At 35.7% G+C, this 19,593-nt stretch carries 22 protein-coding genes; 4 read left to right on the top strand and 18 right to left on the bottom strand.

Translation table 11 applies throughout. From position 1 onward, the window contains the following. Positions 1-3 precede the first annotated feature (3 nt). The 16 genes from QWY92_RS05460 to flxA all read right to left on the bottom strand — a co-directional run bounded on the left by QWY92_RS05460 (position 4) and on the right by flxA (position 12,565). Complete coding sequence (locus tag QWY92_RS05460) at positions 4-606, bottom strand: outer membrane beta-barrel protein (protein WP_290269147.1); 603 nt, start codon at positions 604-606, stop codon at positions 4-6. A gap of 74 nt (positions 607-680) precedes the next feature. Beyond that, entirely contained in the window at positions 681-1,307 is a 627-nt protein-coding gene (gene lolB2, locus QWY92_RS05455) for a flexirubin biosynthesis protein LolB2 (protein WP_290269144.1), read from the bottom strand. Further along, the gene (gene lolA2 / locus QWY92_RS05450) at positions 1,285-1,911 is read right to left on the bottom strand and encodes a flexirubin biosynthesis/transport protein LolA2 (RefSeq protein WP_290269142.1); all 627 of its coding nucleotides are present in this window, start codon (positions 1,909-1,911) and stop codon (positions 1,285-1,287) included. Before lolA2 ends, lolB2 begins: the two co-directional genes overlap by 23 nt. Then, positions 1,904-2,680, bottom strand: coding sequence for a polysaccharide deacetylase family protein (locus tag QWY92_RS05445; RefSeq protein ID WP_290269141.1), 777 nt, complete (start codon positions 2,678-2,680; stop codon positions 1,904-1,906). Before QWY92_RS05445 ends, lolA2 begins: the two co-directional genes overlap by 8 nt. Beyond that, on the bottom strand, positions 2,674-3,702 hold the full coding sequence (locus QWY92_RS05440; protein ID WP_290269138.1) for a beta-ketoacyl synthase chain length factor: 1,029 nt from the start codon (positions 3,700-3,702) through the stop codon (positions 2,674-2,676). Before QWY92_RS05440 ends, QWY92_RS05445 begins: the two co-directional genes overlap by 7 nt. Further along, on the bottom strand, positions 3,699-4,898 hold the full coding sequence (locus QWY92_RS05435) for a beta-ketoacyl-[acyl-carrier-protein] synthase family protein (protein WP_290269991.1): 1,200 nt from the start codon (positions 4,896-4,898) through the stop codon (positions 3,699-3,701). The genes QWY92_RS05440 and QWY92_RS05435 overlap by 4 nt, the downstream gene beginning before the upstream one ends. A 4-nt stretch (positions 4,899-4,902) precedes the next feature. Next, positions 4,903-5,160, bottom strand: coding sequence for a phosphopantetheine-binding protein (locus QWY92_RS05430; protein WP_290269136.1), 258 nt, complete (start codon positions 5,158-5,160; stop codon positions 4,903-4,905). Beyond that, on the bottom strand, positions 5,160-5,783 hold the full coding sequence (locus tag QWY92_RS05425; RefSeq protein WP_290269134.1) for a 3-oxoacyl-ACP synthase: 624 nt from the start codon (positions 5,781-5,783) through the stop codon (positions 5,160-5,162). Before QWY92_RS05425 ends, QWY92_RS05430 begins: the two co-directional genes overlap by 1 nt. Continuing rightward, complete coding sequence (locus tag QWY92_RS05420; protein ID WP_290269132.1) at positions 5,780-6,910, bottom strand: beta-ketoacyl-[acyl-carrier-protein] synthase family protein; 1,131 nt, start codon at positions 6,908-6,910, stop codon at positions 5,780-5,782. The genes QWY92_RS05425 and QWY92_RS05420 overlap by 4 nt, the downstream gene beginning before the upstream one ends. Positions 6,911-6,916: 6 nt before the next feature. Continuing rightward, positions 6,917-7,363, bottom strand: a complete 447-nt coding sequence (locus QWY92_RS05415; protein ID WP_290269130.1) for an acyl-CoA thioesterase — start codon at positions 7,361-7,363, stop codon at positions 6,917-6,919. After that, positions 7,364-7,807: a hotdog family protein gene (locus tag QWY92_RS05410; protein WP_290269128.1), complete on the bottom strand. Its 444-nt coding sequence runs from the start codon at positions 7,805-7,807 to the stop codon at positions 7,364-7,366. A 7-nt stretch (positions 7,808-7,814) separates the two neighbouring features. After that, the gene (locus tag QWY92_RS05405; RefSeq protein ID WP_290269126.1) at positions 7,815-8,699 is read right to left on the bottom strand and encodes a lysophospholipid acyltransferase family protein; all 885 of its coding nucleotides are present in this window, start codon (positions 8,697-8,699) and stop codon (positions 7,815-7,817) included. Between the two features lie 17 nt (positions 8,700-8,716). After that, on the bottom strand, positions 8,717-8,959 hold the full coding sequence (locus tag QWY92_RS05400; RefSeq protein ID WP_290269125.1) for a phosphopantetheine-binding protein: 243 nt from the start codon (positions 8,957-8,959) through the stop codon (positions 8,717-8,719). Positions 8,960-8,966: 7 nt separating this feature from the next. After that, complete coding sequence (locus tag QWY92_RS05395) at positions 8,967-10,184, bottom strand: beta-ketoacyl-[acyl-carrier-protein] synthase family protein (protein ID WP_290269124.1); 1,218 nt, start codon at positions 10,182-10,184, stop codon at positions 8,967-8,969. 12 nt (positions 10,185-10,196) lie between these two features. Then, positions 10,197-10,928 carry a flexirubin biosynthesis SDR family reductase FlxB gene (gene flxB, locus QWY92_RS05390; RefSeq protein WP_290269123.1) on the bottom strand — a complete coding sequence of 244 codons (732 nt, stop codon included), beginning with the start codon at positions 10,926-10,928 and terminating at the stop codon, positions 10,197-10,199. 104 nt (positions 10,929-11,032) lie between these two features. Continuing rightward, on the bottom strand, positions 11,033-12,565 hold the full coding sequence (flxA, locus tag QWY92_RS05385; protein WP_290269121.1) for a flexirubin biosynthesis tyrosine ammonia-lyase FlxA: 1,533 nt from the start codon (positions 12,563-12,565) through the stop codon (positions 11,033-11,035). A 107-nt stretch (positions 12,566-12,672) separates the two neighbouring features. Here flxA and QWY92_RS05380 point away from each other — a divergent pair, with 107 nt between their 5' ends. Continuing rightward, complete coding sequence (locus QWY92_RS05380; RefSeq protein WP_290269120.1) at positions 12,673-13,917, top strand: NAD(P)/FAD-dependent oxidoreductase; 1,245 nt, start codon at positions 12,673-12,675, stop codon at positions 13,915-13,917. Between the two features lie 42 nt (positions 13,918-13,959). Here the strand turns inward: QWY92_RS05380 and QWY92_RS05375 are convergent, their stop codons facing one another. Continuing rightward, positions 13,960-14,571, bottom strand: a complete 612-nt coding sequence (locus QWY92_RS05375; protein ID WP_290269117.1) for a hypothetical protein — start codon at positions 14,569-14,571, stop codon at positions 13,960-13,962. 199 nt (positions 14,572-14,770) lie between these two features. After that, complete coding sequence (locus tag QWY92_RS05370; RefSeq protein ID WP_290269115.1) at positions 14,771-15,523, bottom strand: DeoR/GlpR family DNA-binding transcription regulator; 753 nt, start codon at positions 15,521-15,523, stop codon at positions 14,771-14,773. 155 nt (positions 15,524-15,678) lie between these two features. Here QWY92_RS05370 and QWY92_RS05365 point away from each other — a divergent pair, with 155 nt between their 5' ends. The 3 genes from QWY92_RS05365 (at position 15,679) to QWY92_RS05355 (ending at position 19,573) form a co-directional block, all read left to right on the top strand. Next, entirely contained in the window at positions 15,679-17,253 is a 1,575-nt protein-coding gene (locus QWY92_RS05365) for a glycerol-3-phosphate dehydrogenase/oxidase (protein ID WP_290269112.1), read from the top strand. An 82-nt stretch (positions 17,254-17,335) separates the two neighbouring features. Then, positions 17,336-18,829 (top strand): glycerol kinase GlpK, encoded by a 1,494-nt coding sequence (gene glpK, locus QWY92_RS05360; RefSeq protein ID WP_290269109.1) that lies wholly within the window; start codon positions 17,336-17,338, stop codon positions 18,827-18,829. 15 nt (positions 18,830-18,844) lie between these two features. Then, positions 18,845-19,573 carry an MIP/aquaporin family protein gene (locus QWY92_RS05355; RefSeq protein WP_290269108.1) on the top strand — a complete coding sequence of 243 codons (729 nt, stop codon included), beginning with the start codon at positions 18,845-18,847 and terminating at the stop codon, positions 19,571-19,573. Positions 19,574-19,593 lie beyond the last annotated feature (20 nt).

Genomic DNA, 19,593 nt, shown 5'->3' with positions numbered 1-19,593 from the left:
CTTTTATAGATCGAATTGGTAAGAAGCACTAAATTGGATCACGTTATTTAAAACTAAATTGCTAACATCCGTGTCTTCATAACCATTTCCGGTATTTACATTTCTCCCAAATAAATCAGTTAAACCTTGTTTGTAACCAATAGAAAAACTCACGCCACTAGGCAAATCGTAAGCAATAGCAGGCGCTAAAGCAATATCGAAGCCTTGTGGTGATTCTACGTTTTCATGACTTAATAATATATCGATAATGGCCGCAATTTGAAGATTAATACCGCTTGAACCAATATAAAATTTGTTGTTTACAGGAATAGATAAATAATTAAGTTCTGTTGTAAATCTTTTTGTAGAGCCTTGTGGTTTATAGTCAATGCCTTGTTTTGAGAATAGTAATTCGGGTTGTAATGTGTAAAAATCGGCAAATTTGAACGATACCGTTGCGCCGATATGGAAGCTTTTTAAGCGTTCAGTTTGTGCAAGCCCATTATAATCAAGGTTGGTTAAGCTAGCAAGGTTTAGTCCGCCTTTCAAGCCTGGGTTTATTTCAACTTGGGCATTTAAAAAGGTAAAAGACAAGAGTGTGATTAAAAATAAAAACGATTTTTTCATGGTTGGTTAGTTGTTGTTGTTAGAGGTGCAAAAATGCGGAATATTATACTGAATTGAAAGCAATAAGCTGATAATTAATTGCTGTTTAAATAGTCTAATGCAATTTTAATAGGTGCATTTTTATGATCGATAATAATGTGGCGCGCTAAATAATTTTCAGTTTTACTGAATGTAATAATCACTTTTTCTTTAGAACGTGAGGTGTGTGTGATTTTAGTGAGTATCCCGCTTTTTTTAGAAACTTCAAAATGATTAAATCGTTTTATGGACTTCGATTGATAGATGAGGTTTTCTCCGCTGTCGTAGGTTTTTAAAACCGGATGATGTTCTTGTATCAGAGTTTTAAAATCACGTTGTAGCGTGTTTAATATAATTTTCCGATCCAATTCTTTTAAAACAAAATGAGTTGTTACTTGATTGTTGTCTAGTTCGAAATCGAAAATTTTATTTCCAAAATTGGTTGTAAAGACTACTCTGTGGTTGTTTTCTTTAATTTTTTTAATAATCAATATGCCACCAAAAACATTTTTAAAGGCGTTAATTTTGGCCTTATAAACATAATCGGTTGTTGGGTTTGAAAAATATGGGTTTGAAAAAGTTTCAATTTGAGTTTCGGTTTCAGGAAGTCCTTTAATCGTACTTACGGCACAACCGGATAATAGCAAAAGAAATAATAAACTAGTTGTTAAAAACCTCATCATTTACAGCCGTGTTTCTGGTTTTATTTTTGAATACAATTTTGGTGTAATCTTCCGAAGGCTCTATGATTTTCACTTCTAAAACATCATGGGTTTTAATATTAAAATGCAATTCGAATTTCGCAATAAATTGATGCATGCTTTCATCTTTCGGAATAAATGTGATCAAGTAATAATCGGCTACTTTAAAATAAGAAATTTCGAAAGTATCATCGTCAAACATATTGCCTTTTACACTATTTGAAATTAAGCTGTTTAAGCTTTTAAACATTTTGTTTGTACCAATATCTATCTTGGTTTTGTCGCCTTCATCGTCAATAAGTAATTTGTCGTCCTTAAAAATAACACTGTATTTATAGGGCGAAGTATATTCCCATTTTACGGCATTCGGAATCTTAAAAACTAGTTTTCCGTCGGTTTTAATATCGTTATTTAAAAAACTTAAATGTTTATATTGAGTAAAATCGCTGACAATGGTTTTTGTGTTGCGATCTAATTCGGCGACACCCATTTTAAAAGCGTTGATTTCTACCGAAGTTAAGGGTGTTTGTGCTGTTGAAAGCTGACTTCCAAAACAAACTAAAAGGATAATAAATATGTTACGCATAAGCTTCAATATTAAATAGGGCATCGACAGTAATGGCTTGATAGTCGTTCTCCTGCAAAAATAGCAACAATTGTTCCAAAACACGTACCGTAATTTCTTTTGAATCATGTAGTAAAATCACCGAGCCGGGTGTAATGTTTTTTATAATTCTATCTAGAATGGCTTTTTCATCGGTTTTCACGGTGTCTAATGAGCGGATATTCCAACCAATAACGTGGTGTCTTGTCTGTTTTAGCGCTTTAGTAATAGCTCTATTAGTAACTCCGTATGGTGGACGAAACAGATTCATTTTTTTATTTAGGATGGAAGAAATAAGGGCATCGGTTTTGTTTATTTCATCAATCACTTTTTGTTTTCCATAGAAATCGAACATTTGAGCATGAGAATACGTGTGATTGCCAATGCTATGCCCAGCTGCTGAAATTTGCTTTATAATTTCTGGATGGTTTTTGATCTGTTTTCCAATGCAAAAGAAGGTCGCTTTAGCATTGTGTTTTTTCAGAAGATCTAAAATTTTTGGTGTAAAATCACTGTTTGGTCCATCGTCAAAAGTGATGGCGATTTGTTTTTCTTTATGGTTTTTTTTTGAATTGAAAGCTTCTAAGTGATAATTCCAGGTGATGTTGAAACTTCCAATACTAGTAATAATAAACCAACAAAAAAAGAGCGCGATAAATACATAGATAGGCACTGTTATAAAGGTATTACAAAGAAGCAAAGCAAGACCTAAAATAATAAATAAACCGTTTATGTTTTTAAATTTTAACATGAAGTGAGTAAGGTGAAACTATGTTGTTTACCTTTAAATTGGTTGTAAAGTAAAATGGTTTTATAACTTGATTTTTCTTCGGAATTCAGCTTTAAAACCTTAGGAATAGATTGCTGTTTTATGATGTTTGTCGCCGCCCAAAACCCAAAAGCAGAAGCCGTGAAAAATTCACCACAAAGGTGTTTGTAATGTAGTTGAGGTGTGTTTTTAAAAATCGAATTTTGTAAAGTTTGATATAAAAGATCAAAGGCATCACCGTTTTTTCCAAGTATGATAGCATCGATATCTTCTGATGTTAAATCGTTTTCTTTTAAGAAGCCTTCCACTTTGTTTTCAATAGTTTCCGTAGTTGCTTTATTGAAAATTTTTAAACCTTTCAGATTACAAAAACTTGTATTCTCTTTTGAAGATGATAAAGTGAAAAAATGTGCGCCTTCACCGAAAGGCGTTGTAATAGGCTTGTTTTCTTCAGCTTCCGCAAGCACGATATCATTTATAAATTGTTTCCCTAATTCGTCTGTACCGCCTACTAAAATCGTGTTTGCAGCATTTTCATGTAGCATGAGTTGGGCGTCTAGTAAAGCGGACTCAAACGAAACCGCGCCATGTACATAAGTGACGTTATAGCCTTTGCATTTTAGCGTAAGCGCAATTTGAGCGCCAACGGTGTTATGTGTAGATTGTATAAACGATGTAGGCGTTAGAAATTGTTCATCGTTATCAATAATGGCGTTTAAAAATTTTTCAGAATCTTCAATACAGCCCATTCCTGTACCGGTGATAATGGCATCAGGCATGTTTAATTGTGCAGCTTCAAGTGCCGTTTTGGCTGTGGCAATTCCCATTTTTACACCTGTGGCCATACGTCTGCTGGCAATGGGGCTTATAAATGTTTTATAGTTGGGATGAATGGCTCTTGCTAATTTTTCTTCAACAGAAATAATGTCTTCTAAAAAATGAGAAGCCTCTAAAGTATCTTGTGCCGAAATGGAAGCCGAACTATTGATGTAAAAAGGTTTCATGGCGTTTTAGAAAATATGAGTGTTGAACAATTTCCTCCAAAACCAAAGGAATTGGAAAGGACGTAATCTATTGGTTTTTCGGTGACTTTGGTAACAGGCAGTATGTTGAGTTCTGGAATGGCTGTTTTAAAATTCAAATTTGGAAACATCACATTATTCTGAAGCGCTAAAACGGAATATACTGCTTCAATGGCGCCAGCAGCTGCTAAAGTGTGTCCTGTAAAGGCTTTTGTCGAGCTGAAATCTGGAATAGCGTATCCGAAAATACGTTTTATAGCTTGGCCTTCGGATAAATCGTTATTTGGTGTTGCCGTGCCATGGGCGTTAATATAACTAATGTGTTCTGGAGCAAGTTGCGCAACATCCAATGCTTTCGACATGGCTAAAAAAGCACCTTCGCCATTTTCTGACGATGCCGTTTGATGAAAGGCGTCGTTGGCATTACCATAACCAGCTAAATAGCCCAAAACGGCTTTGTTGTCATGTTTTACTAAGGCGTCAGATTCTAAAACTAAATAGGCGGCAGCTTCACCTAAATTTAATCCTTTTCTGTTGGCATCAAAAGGTGTGCAGTCGGAATCTGATAAAATCATTAAAGTTTTAAAACCGTTAATTGTAAATTTCGCCAAACCATCGGTTCCTCCCACAATTACGCGGTCTAGTTGTCCAGATTTTATAAGTCTTGCGCCCAACATAATGGCATTTGCTGCCGACGAACATGCAGTACTAATGGTTGTGGAGAATTCGGTGATGCCTAAGTATTCTGCAATTTTTTCGGTGCTATCTACGGCATGATGACTGCTGATAAATTTTCTACTTTCTGGATTTGATTGATACTTCTGAAAGTGTTTTTCCGTCATATCCATACCTCCAGCACTGGTCGATGATATTAAACCTGTTCTAAAGGCCTTTATATCGTTAATGTTGGCCTGTTTTAAGGCTTGTTTCGCAGCAATGCAACCTAACAAAGCGGTTCGAGAATAGGTGTTGTTTTGGGGGAGATTTAAACTTTCGGCTAATTGTGCGTTGGTTTGTAAAATCTCGCCAACTTTAATGTCGTCTTTGTGGCGTGTTTCAATATTTACAATAGGAGCAATGCCTTTTTTTTCATTTAAAAGCGCATGCAAATTGGCTTCTACAGTGTTTCCTATAGAAGAAATAATACCCATTCCAGTTATGGCAACACGGTTCTGAATCATCTTATTTTGTGCGGTGTTCAGTGATGTATGTGGCTAAAACAGCAATAGATTCAAAAACGGCTTTACCTTCGTTTGGATCGGTAAGTTTAATGCCATAATCTTTATCGAGCATCACAATAAGTTCTAAAGCATCGATAGAATCTAGTCCTAATCCGTCGCCAAATAAGGCATCATCATCAGCAATGTCTTCCACGCTAAAATCTTCTAAGTTTAATTGCTCAATGATGCTTTCTTTAAGTTCTGTTTTTAATGCGTCCATTAATTTTCGTTATATATGTTTTTAATAAATTCTTTTGAATGAGGAAATGCGCCTTCTTTTGCCACAAGGTACATAAATGCATGGTAATTATCGCCATCAAAATCAACCCAACCACATAGAATATGACTGCTTTTTTTGTTGGAAATTAAGCTTGTGGCATACTGTTCTAAAAGGGTTTCGTTGAAATTTTCTGAAACAAAAAATGCGTTTTCTCCTTTTATTTGATGTCTAATACTGATTTCTCCAATCGCGATATTGGCTAGGGTGTAAACAAATACGGCCGGACTTGGAAAGTAATTTTCTTTGTCGATTATAGTATCTTGGTATTTTCGGTCGGTATCTAAACTTGCTGAGGTGTTAGATAGCACAATGCCCATGTTTTCTTTGGTAATTTCGTCTGTTGCGCTGTGTTGAAATAGAAATTCCGAAGCCAAAAAAGCGAGTTTACAAAGGTTGTCCATTTTGAAAAATTTTGGATAAGTCAGTTGTTTTTCTTTATAAATTTGTTTTGAAAAATCAGCAAATGAAAGTTCAGAATCTTTGGAAATAACCGATTGCCCATTAACTGAAATTGTATGGTTTTTTATATGGCAATAGCCGACGATGTTTAGAGACTGTTTCACGATTTTATTTTTTTAAATAGAACCGCTGTGTTGCAGCCACCAAACCCTGAAGCGGTTTTTAAAAAGGTGTTTATCTCGGTTTTTGTTTGCTTTTTAATAATATTTATTGGCATGGAAACGCCTAATTCATCGATACCTAAGGAGGTGTAAAGCGTGTTGTTTTTCATGGAATGAAACCCTACAATGGCTTCAAGTAAGCCCGATGCGCCTAAGGTGTGTCCGTAATAACCTTTTAAACTATTCAAGGGTGCTTTTTCTAGTTTTGCACGGTTGAAGGCAATGGCTTCCATCTCGTCGTTAAACATAGTCGCTGTGCCGTGAGCTGAAATATAATCGACAGATTCAGGTGTTATTTTGGCTTCTTTTAATGCTGAAAGAATGCTTAAATATAGTCCTTCGCCAGTTCGTGAAGGTCCTGAAATATGATTAGCATCGTTACATGAACCATCGCCAATAACCTGAATATTATTGGTTTTTATTTTTTCTTTTGAAATGGCAACGGAAGCTGCTGCGTCTCCAATAGTAATACCTGTTCGGTTTTTTGAAAAAGGTTTGCAAGGTTGTTCGCTAATGGCTTGAAACGACTGAAAACCGGATAAGGTAAATTCTGAAACAATATCTCCGCCAACAACAAAAGCGTTATCGTAAAAATTATTTTGGATAAATCGTTTGGCTACAGCAATGGCTAAAATTCCTGAAACGCAAGCGTTAGAAATAATAATGGGTTCGTTTTTAAATCCGAAGAACGTTTTTATTTTTTCGGCTAAAGCAGGTAAATAGGCACGTTCTGGTTTAAAATTATTATTTAAGGCATCGATATTTCCTTTGGTTGTGGCTATAATTAAAGCGGTTCTGTCGGAAATAGGGAAATGCGTTTGGGAGATAGTGTCTTGTAAAGACAAAATCATCATTTTTTCTAGTTTGGTAAATGCCGTACTGTCTCCAATTTTAGAGAAAGCGTTGTTTAGTTTTTCAGTATTTATAATAGATGCATAACATGGAGATGCACTGATATCATCATGCAGGGCAATACCTGAATGTTCTTGAGTGATTTCCGAAATGTTAGCTTCGGAAGTAAAACCAAGTGGGGAAATAATATTATCAGCTGTAATAAAAACGTCTGTCATAGTGTTTTATAATAGATCGTTTTTAGCTTTCCAAGCTTCAATAAAAGGAGGAAGAGCGAGTGATAAATTGTTATTATCGTCCACAAAAACCTGAATGGTTTCTCCGGTGCAAACCAGTTGTTTTTCAGCATTGAAAATATTATATCTAAAAATCAGTTTTGCTGCAGGCGAATTAATATATGTGGTTTCTATGGTTGCCACATCGCCATAACGTAAAGGTAATTTGTGTTCGCAGGTCGATTTTACAATAGGTGTTACGTAACCTTGTGCTTTAGTATCGAGGTAAGAAATGCCGTGTTTTCTACCAAAAGCTTCGCGTCCATCTTCGAAATAATGAATATAATAACCATGCCAAACAATACCTAAAGCATCCGTTTCATTAAAGCGCACTCTAATGTCGTGGTTTACTTTTAGTGATGTTTCGAGGGTGTTATCTTTTTTTCTAGATGCCATTTATGCTTCTTTTTTTAAAACCGTTTTCATTTGGGCTGTCATAATAATATCGCCGTTTAAGGTGGTTGTTCCTTTAACTAAGGTGACGCCCATAACTTCTTGTAAAATTTCGACCTCGGTTTTAACTTGCATATTCACCTTCGGAAGTTTTTCAATATGAACGCCTTTTATGGCGCCAATATATCCTTCGGGTGCTGGTATGTTTTGAATATAAAAATGATAGCCTGTATAAAGTGCCACAGTTTGCGCCATATGTTCAATAAGGCCTGGCTCGGTAAGGTAACCATTTTGTACAAACATATTGTCGCTAGTAATGGTTAAGCCAGAAACAACTTTGGTATCGTTAAAAGACAATAAGGCATCTACCATAATAATAGGTGAGCGCTGTGGAATTAACTTGAGAATTATATTTTGATCTGTAATCGGTTCTTTAAGTATATTCATGCTATTGTTAGTCTTTTAAGTCGTTCCAGAAATCAAAATAATTAAACCATTGTAAAGGGTGTTTCTTTAGTATCCATTCTAAACTTTCGGTATACGATTGCAATAAAGCGTTGTGATCGCGATGTTTTACTTCGGCTTGCCTAGCGTAAAGATGGTAGTGTTTCGTGGTTTCTTTCATCACGTAAACAAAAATTACCGGTACTTTTAATCGCGATCCTAGTAAAAATGGGCCTGCAGGGAAATCTGCTTTTTGTTCCAATAGATTATGCGTTAACGTTTTTGATGGTTTTACGTAGCGATCACCTGTAATGCAAATAATTTCATTTCGAGACAAGGCGGCATTTATTTCGAAAATATGTGATAAATCATCTTTTATAATGATGAATTTAATGTTCGATTTTGAGGTTACACTTTCTAGATAGGCCTTAATATCGCTATGTTCGGTATCGGTTGTTAATAAACTGATGGTGATGTTTTCTTCGAGCTCGTTTAAAAAGTATTCGGCAATTTCGAAATTTCCAACATGGGCACTAATAAAAATGCCGCCTTTTTTAGCTCTTAGAATATTGTTTAATAATTCTACACCATCAAAATGATAGGTGAATTTGTTTCGTAAACCCGATGAAATCGCTATTTTATCAATTATGGTTTGCCCGAAAACAAAATAACTTTTGTAAACCCTCAAAACACTTTTTAGTCTTGAGTTTTTACGTCGTTTTCGAAAGTAATAATAAATAGATTTAGTGCTTTTACTTGCGAAAAAACAAAAGTAAAAGGCCACAAATATAAGTACGAAATAAGCAGTGCGTAAGCCGAGGTTTTTGATACAAAACACAAATATTTTATATCCTAAAACCGAACCTCTAGACTTGCCTTCCCATTCCGTAGTCATTCAGTTTAAGTAAAAATTTAGCTTAATTTATTTTCAATAAGGTCGTAAAAATTTTGAAGTGTTACCACGTTTACAAAATCTTCTCCAACGAGCTTTACGCCAAAGTTAGCTTCGATAGCAACTACTAAATCTACAAAGTCTAAACTGTCTAGTTCTAAGGTTTCTTTTAAATTGGCTTCAGGTAATATGTCATCTGATTCCACTTCAAATTCATCTATAAGAAAGTCGTTTATTTTTTCAATAATAACCTCTTTTTCCATATCGGTACTATAGTTTTTTTATTATTAATGCTGAATTTGTCCCTCCAAATCCAAAAGAATTGGACAAAAATACATCAATTTTTTTATCTAGGGTTTTACTCACTAAATTTAATTTGGCGGCGTCTTCGTCTGGAGTTTCTAAATTGATATTTGGTGCAATAAATGAATGTTGCATCATAAGCATAGAATAGATGACTTCACTGGCTCCTGCCATCCAACATTCGTGGCCTGTCATGGATTTAGTGGAGCTTACATATGGACCATTTTCGCCAAAAACATTAAAAATAGCTTTAGCTTCGTTGCTGTCGCCAACTGGTGTTGAAGTGGCGTGAGCATTGACGTAGTCTATACTACTAATAGGGATGTTAGCTTGTTTAATCGCTTTATTCATAGCTCGTGATGGTCCGTCTACATTGGGTGTTGAAATATGCTCGCCGTTTGATGAAAACCCATAACCAATGATTTCTCCTAAAATAGGAGCGCCTCTTTTTACAGCCGATTCGTAACTCTCTACCACTAGGGTTGCGCCACCACCACTTGGAATTAATCCATCACGGTTTTTATCGAACGGTCGAGAGGCTTTTGAAGGGTCTGCGGTATTTGCCGAGAATACGCCTAAGCCATCAAAACTGCCCATAGCAAGTTCGTTAATTTCTTGTGCGCCACCACAAATAATACAGTCTTGTAAGCCGCTTTTTATAAGTTGGTAAGCCATGCCTATAGCGTGTGAGCCACTAGCGCAAGCTGCGCTTATAGTAAAATTGATACCGGTGAGTTTGAAAATAGTCGACAAATTCATGGTAATTGTAGAATTCATACCTTTAAAAATAGAGCCAGAACCAACTAAAGTGGTGTCTTTTTTTTCTCTAATTTTATCAACAGATTCTATAACAGATTTAGCTGTACTGTCGTTTCCGTAAAGGATGCCAACTTCATTATTATTTAGGTAGTCTTGAGTTATTTTTGCGTTTTCTAAAGCTTCAATAGTTGCCATGTAGGCATAAGTGCCTTCTTCGCCTAAGCTAATGCGTTGTCTTCGGGTTAAGTGGCTTTTTAAATTGGGCTCGTCGACCATGCCTGTTAGGCAAGAACGGTATCCGAAAGGTACTCGTTTATCGTCGAAAACAATGCCTGATGTGCCGTTATATAACGATTTTTTTACCTCGTCTAAATTTTGACCAATGCAGGAATAAATTCCCATGCCTGTTATAACAACTCTACTCATGGTTGGTTTTTATTAAGAGTAAATGCCTCCGTTAATGTTTATCACTTCGCCTGTAATATAAGATGATTTTTTAGAAGCTAGAAATGATACCAAATGTGCTACTTCTTCGGGATCACCGAAACGATTTGCAGGCACTAATTTTTTTAAGTCTTTTTCGTTTAAATCGCTAGTCATATCCGATTTTATAAAACCTGGAGCCACTGCATTTACGGTTATGTTACGTTTAGCAATTTCTTGCGCAAGGGCTTTTGTTGCTGCAATAACAGCGCCTTTTGCTGCAGAATAATTGGTTTGACCAGGTGTGCCTTTTAATCCCGATAGCGATACAATATTAATAACACGTCCGTATTTTTGAACGAGCATTTTCTGAATTAAATGATTGGTAACATTGAAAAAACCATTCAAACTTGTGTTTATTACCGAGTTCCAATCGTCTGGTTTCATCCACATAAATAAGCCGTCTTTTGTAATTCCAGCATTATTTACAATCACTTCAATTATGGCTTCTTTGTTATTGTCTTGCCAAGTGTCTAATTGGTTTTGTACTTCTGTAATATTAGAGACGTTAAATTGTAACAACTCTCCTGTAGATCCAGCGTCTTCAACCGCTTTTAGAGTGTCTAAAGCGGCGTCTTTATTACTGTTATAATTGATTAAAATATGATAATCAGAGTCTTTTGCTAGTTGAATGCATATTGCTTTTCCGATACCTCTAGAGCCTCCTGTTACTAAAGCACACTTCATTATTGTTGGTTTTCTTTGTTTAACTTAATGTTGAAAAGATGGGTGTCTTACTTGATTATAAATTCTCATACTATAAGAAAATCTAAAAAAATAATATGTTCGTTTTAAGCGTTGTTTTCATGATTCATAATAAAGGTTTTTACCTTGTTAACAAAGGGATACATGACAACGTCTTCTGTAAATATAGGAACTAAATGTCGTATGTCGTCATACATTTTCTTGGTTTTTGAAGACACCTTGTCTTGTACTTTAAGATATTCAATGGCTTGTACAATGGTTATTATTTCAATAGCCATCACTTCAAAAGCGTTTTCAATTACTTTTTTGGTGATTAATGCCGCATTGGTTCCCATACTTACAATATCTTGATTATCGTTATTGTTAGGTATGCTGTGTACATACATCGGGTTGGATAGCATTTGGTTTTCGGCTGTTGTTGAAGTTGCTGTAAATTGAACACCTTGCATGCCGAAATTTAAACCTAATGTTCCAAGGTTAACAAAGGCTGGGAGTATATTGTTGAGGTTTGGGTTTAGTAGATAGTTTAATTGGCGTTCGGCTAACATACTAGTTTTAGTTACTACAAGTTTAAGTTTATCCATTTCTAGTGATACATAGTCGCCATGGAAATTTCCACCATGGTATACGTGTTGTTTTTCAACGTTTACAATAGGATTGTCGTTAGCAGAGTTTATTTCTTCAATTAAAATGTGTTCAACATTATTTAGGGTGTCTAAAACAGGACCCAAAATTTGAGGTACGCAACGAATAGAGTAATATTCTTGTACTTTTTCTTCAAATATTTCTACTTCAGGATTTTTGTTGTATAAAAATTCCTCGCGTTTTCGTGTAAGTGCGCTGTCGCTTAAATGTGAGCGCATTTGTTTGGCAACTTCACGCTGTCCTTTATGTTTTTTTGTTTGGTTTAATTCGAAGGATAAATGATCGTCGTAAGCTTCAACAATTTCATTGATGGCTGCCGAACATAAAATGCTCCAATTTAATAGTTTTCTTGTGTTTACGGTGTTTATAATTCCAACACCCGTCATTACCGAAGTGCCATTCATTAAAGCTAAACCTTCTCTAAGAACAACTTGTATGGGTTGTAGATTTTCAATTTCGAAAACCTCTTTCGTTGGTTTTAATTCATTTTTATAATAGACTTCACCTTCGCCAATTAAAACAAGTGCAAGATGTGCTAATTGTACTAAATCGCCACTAGCGCCAACGCCACCATGTTCGTAAATTAACGGAATAATATCGCGATTAATTAAGGTACTCATCAATTCGATAACCGATTTATGAACTCCGGAATTCCCAAGTGATAAAGTGTTTAATCGGGCAAGCATAGCTGCTTTTACATATTGTTTAGGAATTGGGTTTCCTGTTCCCGAAGCATGACTTCTAATTAAATTGTATTGTAATTTTATACGGTCGGCATCGGCAATTTTATATTGTGCCATCGGGCCAAAGCCTGTGTTTACACCGTAGATGGTTTTGTTTTCTGAAAAATCTCGTAAAAAGTTAAAGCTATTTTCGATGGTTTGATAAACAGAATTTTCAATTTCAATGGGATTGTTTTCAAAAATAATTTTGTAAAAGTCTTCAATACCTAAAGTGCCATTCAGTTTTACCATCTAAGAAAATGTTAAATTTTTAGTAAGAAATAATAGTATAATACCTAAAAATAGGGTTATTTTGGAATGCAAATTTAGAATAATAAATGATTTTATACTACTAGAACATGAATGATGAAAGTGTAGATGTGTTAATAATAGGTGCTGGTCCCTCGGGGTGCGTTGCAGCGGCTTATTTGACGGCGCATGGCTGTGATGTGAAAGTTGTCGAAAAAAATAAATTTCCCCGTTTTGTTATTGGTGAGAGCTTGTTGCCACGTTGTATGGATCATTTTGAAGAAGTGGGTTTACTAGACTGCTTAAAGGCGGAAGGTTTTGAAGTGAAATCTGGCGCTCGTTTTTTACGTGATGGCGTGGTTTGCGATTTCGATTTTAGTGAAAAACATACCGAAGGTTGGGATTGGACTTGGCAAGTGCCACGTGCCGATTTTGATAGCGTATTGGCTAAAGAAGTGATTAAAAAAGGCGTAGATGTTGCCTTTGAACATGAAGTGGTTGATGTTGATTTTAATGATGATGGAAGTTCGGTAACAACTATTAAAAATTTGGCAGGCGAAATAAGTACAGTTCGTGCTAAATATATTATTGATTCTAGTGGTTATGGTAGGGTTTTACCGCGACTTTTAGATTTGGAAAAACCATCGGAATTAGGCGATCAATCGTCTGTTTTTGCGCATGTAAAAGATGTGAATCGTCCGGAAGGTGTTGAGGGTACTCAAATTACCTTTGATGTTTTAAGCCTTCGAACTTGGCTTTGGGTTATTCCTTTTTCTAACGGAGACACTAGTATCGGTATTGTAGGTTCTCATGAATTTATGGAATTGTTTCAAGGAAATACTTCTGAGAAATTAACCGAAATGATAAAACATTCGGCCTATTATCGCGATCGTTTTAAGGATGCGGAATTTAAATTTAATCCAATAGAAATAAAAAACTATTCAAAATCGGTAAAACAACTTTACGGAAAAGGCTATGTGTTAACAGGTAATAGTGCTGAGTTTTTAGATCCTGTGTTTTCTTCAGGGGTTACTTTTGCTACGGAATCGGGATTATTAGCAGCAAAATTAATAACCAAAGAATTGGCGGGTAAAGCTGTCGATTGGGAAGTTGATTATTCGGATTATATTAAAAAAGGGGTGAACGTGTTCTCAACTTATGTTAAGGAATGGTACACGGGGAATTTACAGAAATTATTTTTTCACAGGCCCGAAAATCCGAGTATAAAAAAACAAATATGTGCAGTTTTAGCAGGCTATGTTTGGGATGAAACAAATCCGTTTGTAAAAAATCATCATCGGTTAGTGAAAACGGTAGCTCACGTTATTGATATGGAAAGTAAAAAAGGTGAATAATTTTAAATTATTCACCTTTGAAAAACTGAGCCTTTAATTGTTTTATTTAAACGCTTTTTTCATGATAAGTTTAGATAAGGTTTTACCTGTTTTAGCATAACCTTCACCAATACGGTCTTCGTTACTAAAAGTGCCGCCAAATCTATTTCCGGGAGCATCTTTACTTGTAATTTCTACCAATACGTTGTCTCTGTTAGCCGTTTCAACAAACTTTATTAAGGTTGTTAATTTTGCAGGTTGTCTCATTACGGCAGCATTCCATCCCGGATAAACCCATACGGTTTCTAAAATAAGTGTGTATTTAGCATCTGTTAAATCTTCTTCAAAAGAAACGCCTTTTTCTGTATATAAATCACGATTCATAAGTTCTAAAAACTTAGTTTCATAAATTAAATCCGGGCTAGCTTCCCATTGTTTTAGCCATGCTTTTCCTTTTCCTTTGCCTTTTTCTTCTAAATCAGCATAACGTTCTTTAACGTATTCATCATTAGTTAGATTTTTTTTGAAGTATTTAGTGTTGGAATAGTCAAATTCTACATTGATAGATTTTTCGTTTTTAATAAAATCGAAATTGCCTTTTACTATTTTCATTTTTTGAGCATAGCCAAAAAGCACACAGCCTAGTATTAAACCAAGCGAAATAAGTTTTTTCATAAATGGGGTTTAAATTGTTTTATTGAGTGCTAATATATTTAAAAATACTGGGTTGAGTTTTGTTTGTAAGAAGCTTTTTTTTGATTTGAATGTTTTAAACAGCTAACGTTTAGTGATATATTGTAATAGTGTGAAGTTTCGTTTTGTTTCATTTTGAAACTTAATAAAGTCGTTTTTGTTAGGCGTGAAGAAGTCCTATTTAAACAACCGTTACTTTTACGCCTTTTTCTTCTAGTTTCCTCTTGTTAGATGCAGAAATGCCACTGTCGGTTATAATTTCGTCGATACGATTTATATTGCAAATTTTGGCAAAACTCTTTTTTCCAAACTTGGTAGAATCTGCTAAAACAATAATTTTTTGAGCGGCCTCTAGCATTTTCTGGTTCAGTTGTGCTTCTTCTAAATTTGTTGTGGATAAGCCGTATTCAAAATCAATACCATCGACACCTAAAAAAAGTTTGCTACACGAAATGTTATTTAAAATATGGGTGGTGTATGCGCCAATAACCGATGCAGAACTATGCCGAACATAACCGCCAAGCTGGAGTATTTCGATATTTTTATCGTGAATTAAGTGTAGAACCACATATAATGATGAGGTGATTACTGTGAGTTTGTTTTTTGGCTTTATAAATTTTGAAAGCGCCTGAACCGTAGTTCCGGAGGCAATCATTATAGAGTCATTTTCGTTAATGCGTTGTGCTGCCGCTTGAGCAATACCGTTTTTTTCTTCAACAGAAATTTTTTCTTTATCAATTACCGCCTTTTCATTTATATATGGGCTTTCTAAAGATGCACCGCCATGGGTTCTAAATAGTAGGCCTTTTTCTTCTAGAAGTTTTAAGTCTTTTCTAATAGTTACAGCTGAAACTTTCAGGGTTTCGCATAGCTCTAGAACCTCAATATGTTTTTTCGAAGCTAATTTCTTTAGGATATACTCGTGTCTTTGCATGGCAACAAATATAAATAAAATGAAAGTAAATGAAGTAGTGTAATCTAGTAATTAAGAGTTTTAATTAAAAATAAGTTTCGTTTTGTTTCGTTTTGTATTTTGTTTTTGTATTTTTGGAGTGAAATAAAATTAATCAAAACTAAAAACAATACATTTTGTTTAAAAGAAAGACATTAATCGATAAGTTAAAAGCGAATACTCAATTTGATGTTATTGTTATCGGTGGGGGTGCTACAGGTTTGGGCGTTGCTTTAGATAGTGCATCTCGCGGGTTTAAAACCTTGCTTTTAGAGCAGGTAGATTTTGCAAAAGGAACATCTAGCCGAAGTACTAAATTAGTACATGGTGGTGTGCGTTATCTAGCACAAGGAAATGTTGATTTAGTAAGAGAGGCGTTATATGAAAGAGGGTTAATGCTGAAAAATGCCTCGCATTTAGTGAGTAATCAGTCTTTTATTATTCCGAACTATAAATGGTGGGACAACTTTTTTTATACGGTAGGTTTAAAAGTGTACGATTTTCTATCAGGGAAGTTGAGTTTTGGAAAATCGGTTAGAATTTCAAAAAACGAAACAGAAACCCGTTTAGGAACTATAAAACAAGATAATTTAAAAGGTGGCGTGGTATATCATGACGGGCAATTTGACGATTCTCGATTGGCGGTTAATATTGCGCAAACGGCTATTGAGCAAGGTGCTGTGGTGCTTAATCATTTCAAAGTTAAAAAGTTATTGAAAAATGATGTAGGTTTAATTAATGGTGTTATGGCTCAGGATACGGAAACTGACGAGTTTTATTCAGTAAATGCAAATGTGGTGATTAATGCTACAGGTGTTTTTACTGATGAGGTTTTAAAAATGGACGATGCCACGGCTAAAAATAGAATTAGACCAAGCCAAGGAATACATCTTGTTTTAGATAAATCTTTTTTACCCGGAAATGATGCAATCATGATCCCAAAAACGGATGATGGCAGGGTCTTGTTTTTAGTGCCATGGCATAATAGGGCGGTGGTTGGAACTACCGATACGCTTTTGGATAGCCATAGTTTAGAGCCTAAAGCGTTAGATAAGGAAATCGATTTTATATTAGAAACTGCAAATCGGTATTTAACGAAAACAGTCAGTAAAAAAGATGTGTTAAGTATGTTTGCGGGTTTAAGACCGTTGGCGGCATCAAACGATAAGTCGGAAAAAACAAAAGAAATATCTAGAAGTCATAAGATTATTGTGTCCAATTCAGGATTGATCACCATAACAGGGGGGAAATGGACCACCTATAGACGTATGGCTCAAGATGCCATGAATAAAGCCATGGCACTAGGGAAACTACCTCAAGTCAAATGCAAAACGCAAGATTTACGTATTCACGGCTCCAATGGTCCTGTTGATAGATCAGAGCATTTGTATATTTATGGAACCGACCGAAGTAGTATAAAAACATTGATTGAAGCGTCTCCAGAATTAGGCGAAACATTACACCCAAGATTAGAATTTACCAAAGCAGAAGTTGTTTGGGCTGTTAGAAATGAAATGGCCAGAACTATTGAAGATGTTCTAGCAAGACGGGTAAGAGTTCTGTTTTTAGATGCTCAAGCAGCTATTGAAATAGCTCCTGTTGTGGCTTCCATTTTGGCAGAAGAACTTCAGAAAGATGATACGTGGAGACAAGAGCAAATTTCTAGCTTTGTAAAAGTGGCTTCGCATTACGTAATATCTATAGATGATTAAAAAATAAGATTTCGATCTAACCAATCAATAAAGAAATCAAACCAATACACCACTAAATAAATAATACGCTAAACTAAAATTTATGAAAAAGTACATCTTAGCTTTAGATCAAGGAACAACGAGTTCTAGAGCCATTGTTTTTGATAAAAAAGGAAGCATTGTGTCGGTAGCTCAAAAGGAGTTTATGCAGTTTTTTCCAAAACCAGGATGGGTCGAACATGATCCTTTAGAAATTTGGTCTTCACAAGCAGGTGTTGCTGCGGAAGCTATCGCGAAAAAAGGTTTAAATGTTGAAAATATTGCCGCTATTGGTATCACGAATCAGCGTGAAACCGTTGTTGTTTGGGATAAAAATACGGGGCAACCTGTTTATAACGCTATTGTTTGGCAAGATAAGAGAACATCTGAATATTGCGATACGCTCAAAAAAGAAGGTCGTGAAAAATTGATAAGGGAAAAAACAGGATTGGTTATCGATTCGTATTTCTCTGGAACAAAAGTAAAATGGATTTTAGATCATGTTGAAGGCGCTAGAGAAAAAGCAGAAGCTGGCGACTTGCTTTTAGGAACTATCGATAGTTGGTTGGTGTGGAATTTCACTAAAGGTGAGCAACATATTACCGATGTTACCAATGCCTCACGTACCTTGATGTTTAATATAAATACTATGGCATGGGATGATGAGTTGTTGGAATTATTAACCATTCCGAAAAGCATGCTTCCTGAAGTTAAAGAATCTAGCGAGATTTACGGACGTACAAAATCTACTTTTTATGATGCAAATATTCCTATTGCAGGTATTGCTGGCGATCAGCAAGCGGCGTTGTTTGGGCAAATGTGTACCAAACCTGGCATGGTGAAAAATACTTACGGTACAGGGTGTTTCATGTTAATGAATATTGGTGATAAACCTATAGTTTCAAAAAACAATTTACTAACTACTGTAGCCTGGAAAATAAACGGAAAAACAACTTATGCTTTAGAAGGCAGTATTTTTATTGCTGGCGCTGTGGTGCAATGGTTAAGAGATAGTTTGAAAATTATAAGAAATTCATCTGATGTTGAAACTTTAGCGAGTTCGGTTTCAAGTTCCGAAGGCGTTTATTTTGTACCCGCATTTGCAGGTTTAGGTGCGCCACATTGGAATCAGCAAGCGCAAGGCACTATATTTGGTTTAACTCGCGGAAGTACAGATGCGCATATTGCTAGAGCAGCAGTAGAATCTATTGCATATCAAACTATGGATGTTTTAAAAGCGATGGAAGCCGATTCTGGAATTTCAATTAAAGAATTACGAGTAGATGGTGGAGCAACGGTAAATGATATGCTTATGCAATTTCAATCGGATGTTTTAAATACTGAAACGGTACGTCCGAAAATTGTAGAAACTACGGCTATGGGAGCTGCTTTTTTAGCAGGTTTGGCTGTAGGGTATTGGGATAATCCTCAAGAAATTCAAGAAATATGGCAAGTCGATCAACAATTTAAACCCTGCACGGAACGAGATGTTGTTGATAAAGATATTAAAGGCTGGTATAAGGCCATTGATGCTTTAGAGTACTGGACTAAATCTTAAATTAAAAATAAAACTATGACTCCATTTATAGCAGAAATTATAGGAACAGCCATACTTATTTTATTAGGAGGTGGTGTTGTTGCAAACGTAGTATTGAATAAAACAATAGGTAATAATAGTGGTTGGATTGTAATTACCACAGGTTGGGCGTTGGCTGTTTACGTAGCCGTTGTTATTGCAGGGCCGTATAGTGGTGCTCATATAAATCCGGCCGTAAGTATTAGCTTGGCGGTCGCTGGAAAATTCCCTTGGACAGATGTGCCTATGTATCTTTTGGCTCAGATGTTGGGTGCCATGTTAGGAGCAACTATGGTTTGGCTGTTTTATAAAGTGCATTTTGACGTTACGGAAGACGGCGGTGCAAAGAAAGCTGTGTTTTGTACGGCCCCGGCTATAAAGCATACGGTTTCTAACTTTTTTAGTGAAGCCCTAGGGACTTTTGTGCTTATATTTGCTATATTGTATTTTACAAATGCGAGTATAACAGAAACGGGGAGCGTAATTGGATTGGGTTCTTTAGGGGCGTTGCCGGTTGCTTTTTTAGTGTGGTCTATTGGGCTTTCATTAGGGGGTACAACGGGATATGCTATTAATCCAGCGCGAGATTTAGGACCGCGAATTATGCACGCCTTGTTACCTATTAAAAATAAAGCCTCTAGCGATTGGGGGTATGCTTGGATTCCTGTTTTAGGACCTATTACAGGAGCTTGTTTAGCAGCCTTATTGATGTTAGCGCTGTCTTGAAAATGCTTTCTTTATTGAAA

This window comes from Algibacter miyuki (assembly GCF_030409805.1).
Classification (GTDB): domain Bacteria; phylum Bacteroidota; class Bacteroidia; order Flavobacteriales; family Flavobacteriaceae; genus Algibacter; species Algibacter miyuki.
This window is presented reverse-complemented; position numbering and strand designations above follow the sequence as displayed.